The sequence below is a fragment of the Tardiphaga sp. 862_B3_N4_1 genome, assembly GCF_051811085.1.
Lineage (GTDB): Bacteria > Pseudomonadota > Alphaproteobacteria > Rhizobiales > Xanthobacteraceae > Tardiphaga > Tardiphaga robiniae.
The window spans coordinates 2326737-2339047 of sequence record NZ_JBPWQB010000002.1; the positions used below are offsets into that span (position 1 = coordinate 2326737).

Below are 12311 nucleotides of genomic sequence, written 5' to 3' on the forward strand. Positions count from 1 at the left end.
ATGAGTGAGGCAGCATCGAAGGCCGGAACTTGTGTCCCGTTCCGCCTATGATGCGCCAGATGTTCCGCAAGCCGGCTTTACGAGACAACACATTGCGGATTCCTCGATGACCGACGCTGGCACGTCCCCTCCTGATGATCACCAGAGCGGTTTCGATATGGGCGTTGCCCCGGCGCCTGCTGCCGCCGCGCCCTATCGCGTGCTCGCGCGTAAATACCGCCCCGGCAGTTTCGACGATCTGATCGGCCAGGAAGCGCTGGTCCGCACCGTTTCCAACGCGTTCGAGACCGGCCGCATTCCGCAGGCCTGGATCCTTACCGGTGTCCGCGGTGTCGGCAAGACGACGACGGCGCGTATTCTGGCGCGCGCGCTGAATTATGAAATGGCTGATGGCTCGGTCAAAGGCCCGACCATCCATATGCCGACGCCGGGCATCCATTGCCAGGCGATCATGGAAAGCCGGCATATCGACATTCTCGAAATGGACGCCGCGTCGCATACCGGTGTCGACGATGTCCGCCAGATCAATGACAGCGTGCGCTATGCGCCCTCCAGCGCGCGTTACAAGGTCTACATCATCGACGAAGTCCACATGCTGTCGACCGCCGCCTTCAACGCGTTCCTGAAGACGCTGGAAGAGCCGCCGGAACACGCCAAGTTCGTGTTCGCCACGACCGAAATCCGCAAGGTGCCGGTGACGGTGCTGTCGCGCTGCCAGCGCTTCGACCTGCGTCGCGTCGATGCCGATGTGCTAATGACGCATCTCTCGAATATTGCCGGTAAGGAAAACGTCGAGGTCGAGCCGGAAGCGCTGGGCATCATCGCCCGCGCCGCCGAAGGCTCGGTGCGCGATTCACTGTCGCTGTTCGATCAGGCCATCGCACATGCCGCAGGCACGGTCCGCGCGGATGCGGTCCGGCAGATGCTCGGCCTCGCCGATCGTACTCGCGTCATCGACCTGTTCGATTCGCTGGCACGTGGCGACATCGCCAGCGCGTTCAAGGAATTTCGCGAACAATACGATGTCGGCGCCGATCCGATCGTGGTGCTGAGCGACCTTGCCGAGTTCGTCAATTTCGTCACCCGCGTGAAGATCGTGCCGGCAACCGCCGACAATGTCGCGTTTGGAGAGACCGAACGTCTGCGCGCGCGCGATTTCGCCTCGAAGCTGTCGATGCGGGTGCTGTCGCGGATGTGGCAGATGCTGCTCAAGGGCATCACCGAGGTGCAGGGCGCGACGCGTCCCGCCGCTGCCGCAGAGATGGTGCTGGTGCGCATCGCTTACGTTGCCGATCTGCCGACGCCGGATGAAGCGATCCGGATGCTCGACCAGAATGGCGGGACGTCGCCGATGATCCCAACGAATGGTGGAGGCCGTGCCGCGCCATCGTCCGCTCCGTCGGCATCTTTGCCGTCAGCGCAGATGCCGTCCGCCATGCCGACGATGTCAGCGAGTGCGTCGCGTGGTCCGACCATGCAGCGCGGCGGCGCGGAACCATCGCCGCGGCCGCAAGTCGGCATGGCAGATGTACCGCCCGCAGCGGTGCTGAAGATTTCCACCTTCCCTGAACTCGTCGCACTGGCCGGCGAGAAACGCGACCTGATGGTGCGCGGGGCGCTCGAAGCCGATGTGCGCCTGATCAAGATCGAAGACGGGCGGCTTGAGCTGGCGATGGAGCGCACGGCGTCGCGCACGCTGATCAACGATCTGTCGCGGAAGCTCGAACAGTGGACCGGCCGGCGTTGGGCCGTGATCGTGTCCAACGAGCAGGGACAGCCGACGCTGCGCGATCAGCAGCTCGAGCAGAAGAACGAACGCCAGCGCGCGGCGGAAGCCGATCCGCGGGTCAAGGAAGTGCTGGCACGGTTTCCGCGTGCGAAGGTCGAGGTTCGTGTCATCGCCCCTGAGCCGCCGGACTTCAACGGCAGCGATAGCGACCTGATCAGCGATGACGCGACCGACGGTCTCAACGACGACGATTAATCGAACTGCGAAGGAAAACTCATGGCTGATTTTCTCGGCATGATGAAACAGGCAGCGCAGCTGCAATCGAAGATGAAGGCGATGCAGGACGAGCTCGACCATGTCGAGGTCGAAGGTATCTCCGGCGGTGGCCTCGTGTCCGTGCGGATGACCGCGAAGACCGAAGTGAAGGCCGTGAAGATCGATCCCTCGCTGGTTAAAGCCGACGAAGTCGAGATCCTTGAGGATCTGCTGGTCACAGCGCTCGGTGATGCGCGCCGCAAGGCGGAAGCTGCGATGCAAGAGAAGATGCAGGCGCTGACCGGCGGCCTCGGTCTGCCGCCGGGGATGGGCCTTACCTGAGATGGCATCCACGGCCGGTCCGGAAATCGAGCGCCTGATTCAACTGCTGGCGCGGCTGCCCGGTCTCGGCCCGCGCTCGGCCCGGCGTGCCGCGCTGCATCTGATCAAGAAGCGCGAGGCGCTGATGACGCCGCTAGCCGGTGCGTTGCAGGTGGCGATCGACCGTATTCAGGTCTGCAAGGTCTGCAGCAATATCGATACGCAGAATCCCTGCACGATCTGCACGGACCCGCGCCGCGATCCCTCGACCATCGTGGTGGTCGCCGATGTCGCGGACTTGTGGGCGCTCGAACGCGCCCATGCGACGACGGGCAAATATCATGTATTGGGTGCAACGCTGTCGCCGCTCGACGGCGTCGGCCCGCAGGATCTGACCATCGACGCGCTGGTGTCACGTGCGCATGATTCAGAGGTGAGCGAAATCATCCTGGCGCTGAATGCGACGGTTGATGGGCAGACCACGGCACATTACATCACCGACCTCCTGCAGGAGGCCAATGTGAAGGTGACGCGGCTGGCACATGGCGTGCCGGTTGGTGGTGAACTCGATTATCTCGACGAAGGCACGCTGTCGGCAGCAATGCGACAGCGGACGCTGTTTTAAGACTGGAAGAGCATTGATGACACGATATGACTTGAAGGCTTTGCCGACCTGGGCCGCTGCGATTTGTGCGGCCGGCCTGTTTGCTACGGCTGCCGGAGGCGCGACCGAAACGCCGGCTCCGCCAGCCGCACCGGTGGCACCGAAGACCATGAAGATCGGTGATGTGCTGACCGGGCAGCTCAACGCCATGCGCAGCCGCGATGCCAAGGGCAAGCGCACCAATGTGTATCAAGTGGTCAGCGAGCCGCGTCGGCTGCCGGCGCCTGCAGGGCTGTGTAATCTTGAGACCGGTCCCGAGACATTCGAGATCGTCGTTGCCAATGACGTGCAGGCCACGCAGCTGAAGAAGCTTGTCGGCAGGGAAGTTGCGCTCAAGGTTGCTGAAGTCACCTGCGCCGAGCAGGCCGGGCAGATGAGTGAAGCGCTGGTGACGAAATGGAGCGTGGTGACGAAGCCGAACTGAGGTCGCTTCGGTTAAACCCGTACCGGCCCCAGCATCTCGAAATGCGCGCGGCGCTGCAGCCAGATCAGGAGGATCAGGCTCGGCACCGCGACGACCACGCTGATGACGAAGAACATCGGCCATCCCGTCGCCTGCGCGACGTAACCTGCACCTGCTGACAGATAGGTCCGCCCCACCGCAGCGAGCGCCGTGAGCAGCGCATATTGCGTGGCTGTGTGCAGCGGGTTTTTGCACAGCGCCGAAAGGTAGGCGACGAAGATCACCGTACCGATGGCGCTGGTGAAATTCTCGACCGAGATGGCCAGTGCCAGCGCCCATTGATTGACGCCGACGATGGCGAGCCACGAGAATGCCAGGTTGGACAGCGCCTGCAACACAGCGCCGATCCACAGGCTCGCCGCCAGCGAATAGCGCCGCGCCACGAAGCCGCCAGCGAAGCCGCCGATCAGCGTGGCGGCAAGGCCGACGCCTTTGACGATGGCGGCGTAGTCGTTGCGGGTGAAGCCGAGATCAATCACGAACGGCGCTGTCATGGTGCCGGAAAAGGCGTCGGTGAATTTGAACAGCACGACAAAGGCCAGCGCGGCCCAGGCGTCCTTGCGGGCCAGAAACTCGGAGAACGCGCCGATTGCGGCCTGCAGCACGCGCGTGAAGGCGCTGTCGCCGCGCGTGGCGGCTTCGGCCTGCGCGGATTGCTCGGGCTCGGTGGCCGCAAGCGCTGTGACCGTGCCGACCAGCACCATCGCCGCCATTGCCACATAGCCCCACATCCAGGCGGTGGAGCGCGCGATGCCCGTGCTCTCGAAGGCGCTGACTAGAAACAGCACGCCGGCGGTCGAGATCAGCATGCCGATGCGATAGGCCGCGACATAGGACGCCATGCCGGCCGCCTGTTCGCTCTCCGGCAGGCTCTCCACACGAAACGCATCGACGACAATGTCCTGCGTCGATGACATCGCAGCGACCAGCAGCGCACCAAGGGCGACGAACAGTGGCGAGCGGGCGGGATCGGTCAGCGCCAGCAGCAGGATCGCGCCGATCAGCAGCAGCTGTGAAAATACCAGCCAGCCGCGGCGGCGGCCGAACTGTCGCGTGAAGAACGGCACATGCAGCGCATCGACCAGCGGCGCCCAAAGGAATTTCAGCGTGTAGGGCGTGCCAACAAGAGCGAACAGCCCGATGGTGCCGAGATCGACGCCGGATTCTCGCATCCACACCAGCAGCGTGGAACCGGACAATGCAAGCGGCAGACCCGACGACAGGCCAAGCAGCAGCACGATCAGCACCCGCGGCTGCAGATACACCGCCATGCTCTCGCGCCAGGTGGCACGGGGCTTCAAGGCGAGGGCGGCTTCGGACGAGTCAGGCGCGCTGGTCATGGGGAAGGGTTAGCAGATTCGGGGGAAAGCGGCCTGTGGCTTCGTATCCTTCCCCTCGGTTGTCATCGCCCGGCCTGGCGCGCAATTGCGCGCTAGGACCGGGCGATCCAGTCCGGCGTTGGTTGTGTTTGGCAGCGTCGTACGAACGTAAGGTCGGTGTATACTGGGTCAACCGGTCAAGCCGGGTGACGACAAGTGAGTTTGGTGCAACGGCAGTGGCGAGTCCTGACGATGCGTGCCTACAACTTTTACGTCTACATTCTGGCAAGCGACATCGGCGGAACGCTTTATATCGGCGTGACGAACGATCTCATTCGCCGCGTATACGAACACAAAACGAAAGCCGCAGAGGGATTCACGAAGCAATATGGTGTGGATCGCCTCGTTTACTTCGAACACTTCGACAATATCGAATACGCGATGCTTCGTGAGAAGCGGCTCAAGAAGTGGAAGCGGGAATGGAAGATTGCGCTGATCGAGAAGGATAATCCGAACTGGGACGATCTGTATCCGATCATCTGCCGGTGAGGGCGCAATAACTCAGTTGCCTCTCGGCACCACTTTCTCAGTTGTTATCGCCCGGCTTGACCGGGCGATCCAGTATACACTGCCCTTAACGTTGATACTTCATAGCAAACTACAACCGCCGCCGGATACTGGATCGCCCGGTCCAAGCGCGCAATTGCGCGCTCGGCCGGGCGATGACAGTTGGAGTTCTGGAGCTATTCCCCCGCCTGCAGCTTGCGCGGCAGCGGCGCGAACATGTCGGGGGCGGCGGTCTTCGCGATGGCCGGGGCTATCTCGGCCGCCGGCTCGCTTTTGCTGAAATCCAGTTCCTCGATGCGGCCGGCGCGCTTTTCGATCTTGTCGGCGGAAATCAGGATCTGGCGGACGTCCTCATTGGCCTGCCCGAAATGCGTCTGCAGCTTCATCACGCGATCGCGCAACCGGGTGAGGTCGTCGCCCAGATTCAGTACCTCGGTGCGGATCTGGTCGGCGGCGTCGCGCATCCGCGCGTCCTTCAGGATCTGCTGCATTACCTGGATCGCCAGCATCAGCAGCGACGGCGACACCAAGACGACGCGGGCGCGATAGGCTTTCTGGATGATGTCGTCGAAACCGTCGTGGATTTCCGCATAGACGGATTCCGACGGCACGAACATCAGCGCCGTATCCTGCGTCTCGCCGGCCACCAGATACTTCTCGGCGATGTCGGTAACATGCTTCATCACGTCGGCGCGCAAGCGCTGCGCCGCGTATTTCTTCTCGTCGTCGCTGCGTGCGTCATGCAGCGCCGTGACGGCTTCCAGCGGGAATTTTGCGTCGATGCACAGCGGGCGCTGGTCCGGCAGGAAGATCACGCAATCCGGCCGCTTACCCGACGACAGCGTGTGCTGGAACGCATAGGCGCCGCTCGGCATGCCGTCCTTGACGATGCTTTCCATCCGCGCCTGACCGAAGGCGCCGCGCGACTGCTTGTTGGCGAGCACGTCACGCAAGGTCGTCACCTGCGAGGTGAGGTCGGTGAGATTCTTGTGGGCGTTGTCGATGATGCCCAGGCGCTCATGCAGCGCGCTCAGGCTTTCCATGGTGTTGCGCGTGGTCTGTTCCATGGATTGGCCGACGCGATGGGTCACGGAGTCCAGTCGCTCGGACACCGCGCGTGCCATGTCGGCCTGACGGCCTGCCAAGGCCTGGCCCATGGCGTCGACGCGGCCGGTGGCTTCGTTCTGTGCTTTCAGCACTTCGCTGAGGCGTTCTTCCAGTTCGTCGGCGCGGATCGCCTGGGCCATGGCCATGGCGGCGCCGCGGCTACCGGAGCGAGCGATGATGATGGCGATGGCGAGCAGCAAACCCAGCGCCAGAGCACTAAAGCCCATCAATGCCACGCCGGCGGTGACCGGCATGTCGCCGATCATGAAAAGAATCTCGTTCATCCCATCCTTGTAGCCGATTCGGTCGGTCATGCGAACGAAGAGGGAACATTTATGGTTAATGCAAGATGAATTTTCCTGGTTAACCCAAGCCTAAGAAATATGGTTAAGCAGACCTTAACCGGCATCGTTAACCGCGCCTTAATTTTCATGGTTAGCGGGGAGTTAACGTCCTTCAAAGTCCAGCTTTTCCAGCGGATTGACCCGGACCGGCGCGCAGATTAAATCGCCGCCATGGCCATTCGTGAAATCATTATCCTGCCCGACAAACAGTTGCGGCTGATCTCCAAACCTGTCGAGAAGGTGACGTCGGAGGTGCGCAAGCTCGCTGACGACATGTTCGAGACGATGTACGACGCACCCGGGATCGGGCTGGCGGCGATCCAGATCGCGGTTCCGCTGCGGCTGATCACCATGGACATCGCCAAGAAGGACGATGAGGAGGACGGCAAGAAGCCGCGCGTCTTCATCAATCCGGAGATCATCTCGGCCTCGGAAGAACTCTCGGTCTATGAAGAGGGCTGCCTGTCGATTCCCGAATATTACGAGGAAGTGGAACGTCCGGCGACGGTGCGGATTCGCTATATGGACCTCGACGGCAAGACCATCGAGGAAGAGGCCTCTGGCCTGTTCGCGACCTGCATTCAGCACGAGATCGACCATCTCAATGGCGTGCTGTTCGTCGATTACCTTTCCAAGCTGAAGCGCGATCGTGTGCTGAAGAAGTTCACCAAGCTCGCCAAGCGCGCGGAGTAGGTTTCTCCGCGCAACGCTGCAACAGATCGGCTCCGACCTATGTCGCTTCGTTTGATCTTCATGGGCACGCCGGATTTCGCGGTGCCGACGCTGCTCGAACTCGTGGCCCATGGCCATGAGATCGTCGCCGTCTATACCCGCGAAGCAAAGCCCGCCGGCCGTGGCATGAAGCTGCAGCCGACGCCGGTGGCGCGCGAGGCGGAACGGCTCGGCATTCCCGTGTTCACGCCGAAGACGCTGCGGACGCCGGAGGCGGAAGTCGAGTTCCGGTCGCATGAGGCCGAGGCTGCGGTCGTCGTCGCCTATGGCATGATCCTGCCGCAGAACATTCTCGATGTGCCGCCGCTCGGCTGCTTCAACCTGCACGGCTCGCTGTTGCCGCGTTGGCGCGGCGCCGCACCGATCAATCGTGCCATCATGGAGGGCGACGCCGAGAGCGGCGTCATGGTGATGAAGATGGATGTCGGCCTCGACACCGGCGATGTCGCCATGGCCGAGCGGCTGGCGATCACCGATGCGATGACGGCGCTGGACCTGCATGATGCACTGGCGCCGCTCGGCGCCGACCTGATGGTGCGTGCCATGGGCGCGCTGGAAAGGGGACGGCTGAGCCTGACCCCGCAGAGTGCAGACGGCGTCACCTACGCGGCCAAGATCGACAAGGCCGAGGCCAAGATCGACTGGTCGAAGCCGGCGCGCGACGTGCTTCGGCATTGTCATGGCCTATCGCCGTTTCCCGGCGCGTGGTGCGAAGTGCCGATCGAGGGCGAGGCGGTGCGCGTGAAGGTTCTGCGCTGCGAGCTTGCAAAGGGCGCGGGCGCGCCCGGCGAGATCATCGACGATCAGCTCACCATCGCCTGCGGCGAGGGCGCGATCCGGATCATCGACCTGCAGCGCGCCGGCAAGCAGCCGATGAAGGCCAGTGAATTTCTGCGTGGCACGCCGCTGAAGCCGCCTCTGCGGGTGGGCTGATGCCGCGCTACAAGATGATCATCGAATATGACGGCGCGCCATTTTCCGGATGGCAGGTGCAGGCCAACGCGACGCTGACCGTACAGGGCGCGCTGGAGCGTGCCGCCGAGGCCATTTGCGGCGAGCCGATCCGCGTCCATGGCGCCGGTCGCACCGATGCCGGCGTCCATGCGCTCGGCCAGGTCGCCCATTGCGACGTGCCGAAAGTGCTGGTGCCCGGTCGCTTTCGCGATGGCATGAATGCCCATCTGCGGCCACACCCGGTCGGCGTGCTGTCGGCGGATATCGTGCCGGATGATTTCGAGGCGCGGTTCTCGGCCATCAAACGCCACTATGTCTATCGCATCACCAATCGTCGCGCGAACCTCGCCGTCGATGCCGGCCGGGTCTGGCGCGTGCCGCGCCCGCTCGATGTCGCTGCCATGAGCGAGGCTGCGAAGCGTTTGCTCGGTCGACACGACTTCACGACCTTTCGCGATACCGAATGCCAGGCCAAGTCGCCGATCCGCACGCTCGATCAGCTCGATGTGGTGCAGAACGGTGAGGCGATCACTATCACGACCTCCGCACGCTCGTTCCTGCACAGCCAGGTGCGCTCGATGGTTGGCTCACTGGTCTGGGTCGGCAACGGCCGCTGGACGCCGGACGATCTGGCTGCGGCGCTTGCCGCGAAGGACCGCAGCGCCTGCGGCATCGTGGCGCCGCCGGATGGGCTGTATCTGGTAAAGGTCGACTACTAGACCTTCACGCCCTTCATCGCGTCCCAGAACAGATCCTGTCCATTCGCGACATTCGCCGTCCAATGCTCATGCGCAAAATCATTGGCGTCGTCGGTGATGAACTTGAAGGCGCGCCAGGGAATGCCGTGGCGCAGGCAGACCTGCGCGATGGCAAACAGTTCCATATCGACGATATCGACATTGTTCGACACCAGCCAAGGATCGGTGGAGGTGACGAAACTGTCACCACTGCCGCAGATCACGCCGCGCTGGCCCGAGACCAGGCGGTCGAGATCGGGCGCAAAGGGCGTGCGGCCGCGCGGCGCCAACGGCTCGGCATTCATGTCGCGCTGGATCACGTCGCTGACCTCGACGAGGCCGTTGAGTTTGGTGTTTAGCTTGCCCGCGGTGCCGTAGTTCACGACGAGTTTGGGCTGCATGGCCTGCACCGCCTGAAGCGTTGCGATCGTGGTGTTGATCTTGCCGACGCCGGTGAAAATCACCTCGATCTCGGCAGGCGCGCGTGATTTGTCGAGCTCGCTTTCGAGCGCGGTGAGGACAAGAATCTTGCCGTTCATGCGAAATACCGATCCAGCACGCCGCGATAGATTTGGGTGAGCTTCTCCAGATCGGCAACCTTCGTGTGTTCGTCGATCTGATGCATGGTCTGCCCGACCAGGCCGAATTCAATCACCGGGCAGTAGTTCTTGATGAAGCGCGCATCCGAGGTTCCGCCGCCCGTGTTGAGATCCGGTGTACGGCCGGTGACATCCTTGATCGCGGCGACGACCGTATCGGTAAAGGCGCCGGGCTTTGTGACGAAGCTGTCCGAATTGCTCGGCTCCCAAATCACATGCGCGCGAATGCGATTGCCGGCGGCAGTTGCGACGCGTGCATCGATCAGGTCGCGCAATGACGCCTGCGTGTGATGGTCGTTGAAGCGGATATTGAACTTCGCCCGCGCTTGCGCGGGGATGACGTTGGTCGCCTTGTTGCCGACATCCACCGAGGTGAATTCGAGATTGGACGGCTGAAACTGCGCATTGCCCTGATCGAGCGGGTCGCTGCTCAGCGCTGTGATCAGCGCAGCGATGTCGGGCACCGGATTCGACGCCCGATGCGGATAGGCCACATGGCCCTGCACGCCATCGACGACCAGCGTGCCTGATTGCGACCCGCGGCGTCCGATCTTGATCGTGTCGCCCATCTCCTCGACATTCGAGGGCTCGCCGACGATGCAATGATCGAACTTTTCGCCACGCTCGGCCGCCCATTGCAGCAGCTTCACGGTGCCATTGACGGCAATGCCTTCTTCGTCGCCGGTGATCAGGAAGGAGATCGAACCGCCGCCGTCCTTTTGCGGCTTGCCGTCATTCGCGGCCAGATAGTCCAGCACGGCGGCGACTGACGCGGCGATGCCACCCTTCATGTCCACCGCGCCACGGCCGTAGAGCAGGCCGTTCGTCACGTCGCCGGAGAAAGCGCCATGGGTCCACGCCGCTTCATCACCGGGCGGCACCACGTCGGTATGGCCAGCAAAACAGATATGCGGCGCGGAAGTCCCGATACGGGCATAGAGGTTTTCGATATCGGCGCTGCCTTCCTCGCTGAAGGTGACGCGATGGACTTCGAAGCCGGCCGGCGTCAGCATGCTCTCGAGCACGCCGAGGGCGCCGGCGTCAGCAGGAGTGACTGAGGGGCAGCGGAGAAGATCTTGAGCGATGGAGAGAGCGTCGGTGGACATCAGACCCTTGGTGCAGTGGCAAGCGCGGCAAGCGGATCGGGACCGTATTCGTTCGGCCCGGCGGTGCCGCGCAGGAAGCCCAGTTCGACGATGGCCCAGATGGTCACGGCGAAGCTGGCGATATGAAAGACGAAGCTGGTGCTCGCGCTGCTGGTGCTGCCGATGCCGCTGAGGACGCTCGGCCCAAGCCAGAACACCAGGATCCACCATCCGCTCTTCTCGCGGTCATGCAGCCGCTTGATGCCGGTGGCGATGCCGGACCATGTACCGGCGGTGATGAGGACAATGGCGGCCAGCCACAGCAGCAACGCGCCGCCGACCATGCTGAACAGGCGATCGGTGTCAAAGCCGCCGAGCCACATCACGGCAGCGGCTACGAAGGCGATCCAGGCCACTATGTAGATCAGGATCGCGAGCCAGTATTTGCCGCGGTTGATCCGTCCCTTGAAGCTGAAAAGCAGCGTGGTCCAGTCCATGGCAGCCCTCAATTCAACGGATCGGTCCGGTTTGCACGATGCTACGCGCAAACCGGACGAAACGACAAATCAGTCGCGCAGCAGTTCGTTGATGCTGGTCTTGGAGCGGGTTCGCTCGTCGACACGCTTCACGATCACGGCGCAGGCGGTGGAGGGGCCGATCTGACCGTTCTTCATCGGCTTGCCGGGCAGGTTGCCGGGGACCAGCACCGCATATTCCGGCACTTCGCCGACGAATACTTCGCCCGTCTCGCGATCGACGATCTTGGTCGATGCGCCCAGGAACACGCCCATGGCCAGCACCGCACCCTTGCGCACGATCACGCCTTCAGCGACTTCCGAGCGGGCGCCGATGAAGCAGTCGTCCTCGATGATCACCGGGCCGGCCTGCAGCGGCTCCAGCACGCCGCCGATGCCGACGCCGCCGGAAATGTGCACGCGCTTGCCGATCTGGGCGCAGGAGCCCACCGTCGACCAGGTGTCGACCATGGAGCTCTCATCGACATAGGCGCCGAGATTGACGAAGGACGGCATCAGCACGACGTTCTTGGCGATGAAGGCCGACTTGCGCACGATAGCGCCCGGTACAGAGCGGAAGCCGGCGTCGCGGAAGCTGTTGTCGCCCCATCCCTCGAACTTCGAGGGCACCTTGTCCCACCAGGCCGCGCCGCCGGGACCACCAGAGATCTGCGCCATGTCATTGAGGCGGAACGACAGCAGCACGGCCTTCTTCAGCCACTGGTTCACGGTCCACTTGCCGTCGTCTGCACGCACGGCGACGCGGGCCTCGCCCTTGTCGAGCAGGTTCAGCGCCTGATCGACAGCATCGCGGACTTCACCCTTGGTCGAGGCGTTGACGTTGTCGCGCGCGTCGAAGGCGGCATTGATGGTGGATTCGAGGGCGGTCAGCGACATCGCGATTTCCTTGGACAGATCGT

Annotated in this window: 14 protein-coding genes; 8 read left to right on the forward strand and 6 right to left on the reverse strand. The window is 63.0% G+C overall.

The window, feature by feature from the left end; all coding sequences use genetic code 11:
• Positions 1-106: 106 nt before the first annotated feature.
• The 4 genes from AB8B02_RS28240 to AB8B02_RS28255 are packed head-to-tail and all read left to right on the forward strand — an operon-like array spanning position 107 to position 3393.
• Entirely contained in the window at positions 107-1984 is a 1878-nt protein-coding gene (locus tag AB8B02_RS28240; RefSeq protein WP_439065787.1) for a DNA polymerase III subunit gamma/tau, read from the forward strand.
• A gap of 21 nt (positions 1985-2005) precedes the next feature.
• Positions 2006-2326 carry a YbaB/EbfC family nucleoid-associated protein gene (locus AB8B02_RS28245; RefSeq protein ID WP_089262819.1) on the forward strand — a complete coding sequence of 107 codons (321 nt, stop codon included), beginning with the start codon at positions 2006-2008 and terminating at the stop codon, positions 2324-2326.
• Between the two features lies 1 nt (position 2327).
• Entirely contained in the window at positions 2328-2930 is a 603-nt protein-coding gene (gene recR / locus AB8B02_RS28250; protein ID WP_089262818.1) for a recombination mediator RecR, read from the forward strand.
• A gap of 16 nt (positions 2931-2946) precedes the next feature.
• On the forward strand, positions 2947-3393 hold the full coding sequence (locus tag AB8B02_RS28255; RefSeq protein ID WP_439065788.1) for a hypothetical protein: 447 nt from the start codon (positions 2947-2949) through the stop codon (positions 3391-3393).
• Positions 3394-3404: 11 nt separating this feature from the next.
• On the opposite strand, the gene AB8B02_RS28260 is transcribed toward AB8B02_RS28255, so the two are convergent.
• On the reverse strand, positions 3405-4772 hold the full coding sequence (locus tag AB8B02_RS28260) for an AmpG family muropeptide MFS transporter (RefSeq protein ID WP_439065789.1): 1368 nt from the start codon (positions 4770-4772) through the stop codon (positions 3405-3407).
• Between the two features lie 231 nt (positions 4773-5003).
• Here AB8B02_RS28260 and AB8B02_RS28265 point away from each other — a divergent pair, with 231 nt between their 5' ends.
• Entirely contained in the window at positions 5004-5300 is a 297-nt protein-coding gene (locus AB8B02_RS28265; protein ID WP_120288249.1) for a GIY-YIG nuclease family protein, read from the forward strand.
• Between the two features lie 194 nt (positions 5301-5494).
• On the opposite strand, the gene AB8B02_RS28270 is transcribed toward AB8B02_RS28265, so the two are convergent.
• Positions 5495-6709: a DNA recombination protein RmuC gene (locus tag AB8B02_RS28270; RefSeq protein WP_439065790.1), complete on the reverse strand. Its 1215-nt coding sequence runs from the start codon at positions 6707-6709 to the stop codon at positions 5495-5497.
• A gap of 231 nt (positions 6710-6940) precedes the next feature.
• On the opposite strand from AB8B02_RS28270, the gene def reads away from it, so the two are divergent.
• From def to truA, 3 genes are read left to right on the forward strand one after another with little or no spacing between them, the layout of a single operon-like run.
• Positions 6941-7462: a peptide deformylase gene (gene def, locus AB8B02_RS28275; RefSeq protein ID WP_089262812.1), complete on the forward strand. Its 522-nt coding sequence runs from the start codon at positions 6941-6943 to the stop codon at positions 7460-7462.
• A 39-nt stretch (positions 7463-7501) separates the two neighbouring features.
• Complete coding sequence (gene fmt, locus AB8B02_RS28280) at positions 7502-8434, forward strand: methionyl-tRNA formyltransferase (RefSeq protein ID WP_439065791.1); 933 nt, start codon at positions 7502-7504, stop codon at positions 8432-8434.
• Positions 8434-9174 (forward strand): tRNA pseudouridine(38-40) synthase TruA, encoded by a 741-nt coding sequence (truA, locus tag AB8B02_RS28285; RefSeq protein ID WP_184513178.1) that lies wholly within the window; start codon positions 8434-8436, stop codon positions 9172-9174. Before fmt ends, truA begins: the two co-directional genes overlap by 1 nt.
• On the opposite strand, the gene AB8B02_RS28290 is transcribed toward truA, so the two are convergent.
• The 4 genes from AB8B02_RS28290 to dapD form a co-directional block, all read right to left on the reverse strand.
• On the reverse strand, positions 9171-9731 hold the full coding sequence (locus AB8B02_RS28290; RefSeq protein ID WP_089262806.1) for a phosphorylase family protein: 561 nt from the start codon (positions 9729-9731) through the stop codon (positions 9171-9173). The two genes, truA and AB8B02_RS28290, sit on opposite strands and share 4 nt — an antisense overlap.
• Complete coding sequence (dapE, locus tag AB8B02_RS28295) at positions 9728-10897, reverse strand: succinyl-diaminopimelate desuccinylase (protein ID WP_439065792.1); 1170 nt, start codon at positions 10895-10897, stop codon at positions 9728-9730. Before dapE ends, AB8B02_RS28290 begins: the two co-directional genes overlap by 4 nt.
• Positions 10897-11373, reverse strand: a complete 477-nt coding sequence (locus AB8B02_RS28300) for a DUF805 domain-containing protein (RefSeq protein ID WP_093759806.1) — start codon at positions 11371-11373, stop codon at positions 10897-10899. The genes dapE and AB8B02_RS28300 overlap by 1 nt, the downstream gene beginning before the upstream one ends.
• Positions 11374-11442: 69 nt before the next feature.
• On the reverse strand, positions 11443-12288 hold the full coding sequence (dapD, locus tag AB8B02_RS28305) for a 2,3,4,5-tetrahydropyridine-2,6-dicarboxylate N-succinyltransferase (RefSeq protein ID WP_231078267.1): 846 nt from the start codon (positions 12286-12288) through the stop codon (positions 11443-11445).
• Positions 12289-12311 lie beyond the last annotated feature (23 nt).

Coding starts and splice junctions, on each gene's coding strand:
- dapD (WP_231078267.1), bottom strand. CDS start 12,288: ATGTCGCTGACCGCCCTCGAATCCACCATCAATGCCGCCTTCGACGCG.
- AB8B02_RS28240 (WP_439065787.1), top strand. CDS start 107: ATGACCGACGCTGGCACGTCCCCTCCTGATGATCACCAGAGCGGTTTC.
- AB8B02_RS28260 (WP_439065789.1), bottom strand. CDS start 4,772: ATGACCAGCGCGCCTGACTCGTCCGAAGCCGCCCTCGCCTTGAAGCCC.
- AB8B02_RS28255 (WP_439065788.1), top strand. CDS start 2,947: ATGACACGATATGACTTGAAGGCTTTGCCGACCTGGGCCGCTGCGATT.
- AB8B02_RS28270 (WP_439065790.1), bottom strand. CDS start 6,709: ATGAACGAGATTCTTTTCATGATCGGCGACATGCCGGTCACCGCCGGC.
- AB8B02_RS28300 (WP_093759806.1), bottom strand. CDS start 11,373: ATGGACTGGACCACGCTGCTTTTCAGCTTCAAGGGACGGATCAACCGC.
- AB8B02_RS28290 (WP_089262806.1), bottom strand. CDS start 9,731: ATGAACGGCAAGATTCTTGTCCTCACCGCGCTCGAAAGCGAGCTCGAC.
- recR (WP_089262818.1), top strand. CDS start 2,328: ATGGCATCCACGGCCGGTCCGGAAATCGAGCGCCTGATTCAACTGCTG.
- truA (WP_184513178.1), top strand. CDS start 8,434: ATGCCGCGCTACAAGATGATCATCGAATATGACGGCGCGCCATTTTCC.
- fmt (WP_439065791.1), top strand. CDS start 7,502: ATGTCGCTTCGTTTGATCTTCATGGGCACGCCGGATTTCGCGGTGCCG.
- AB8B02_RS28245 (WP_089262819.1), top strand. CDS start 2,006: ATGGCTGATTTTCTCGGCATGATGAAACAGGCAGCGCAGCTGCAATCG.
- AB8B02_RS28265 (WP_120288249.1), top strand. CDS start 5,004: ATGCGTGCCTACAACTTTTACGTCTACATTCTGGCAAGCGACATCGGC.
- def (WP_089262812.1), top strand. CDS start 6,941: ATGGCCATTCGTGAAATCATTATCCTGCCCGACAAACAGTTGCGGCTG.
- dapE (WP_439065792.1), bottom strand. CDS start 10,897: ATGTCCACCGACGCTCTCTCCATCGCTCAAGATCTTCTCCGCTGCCCC.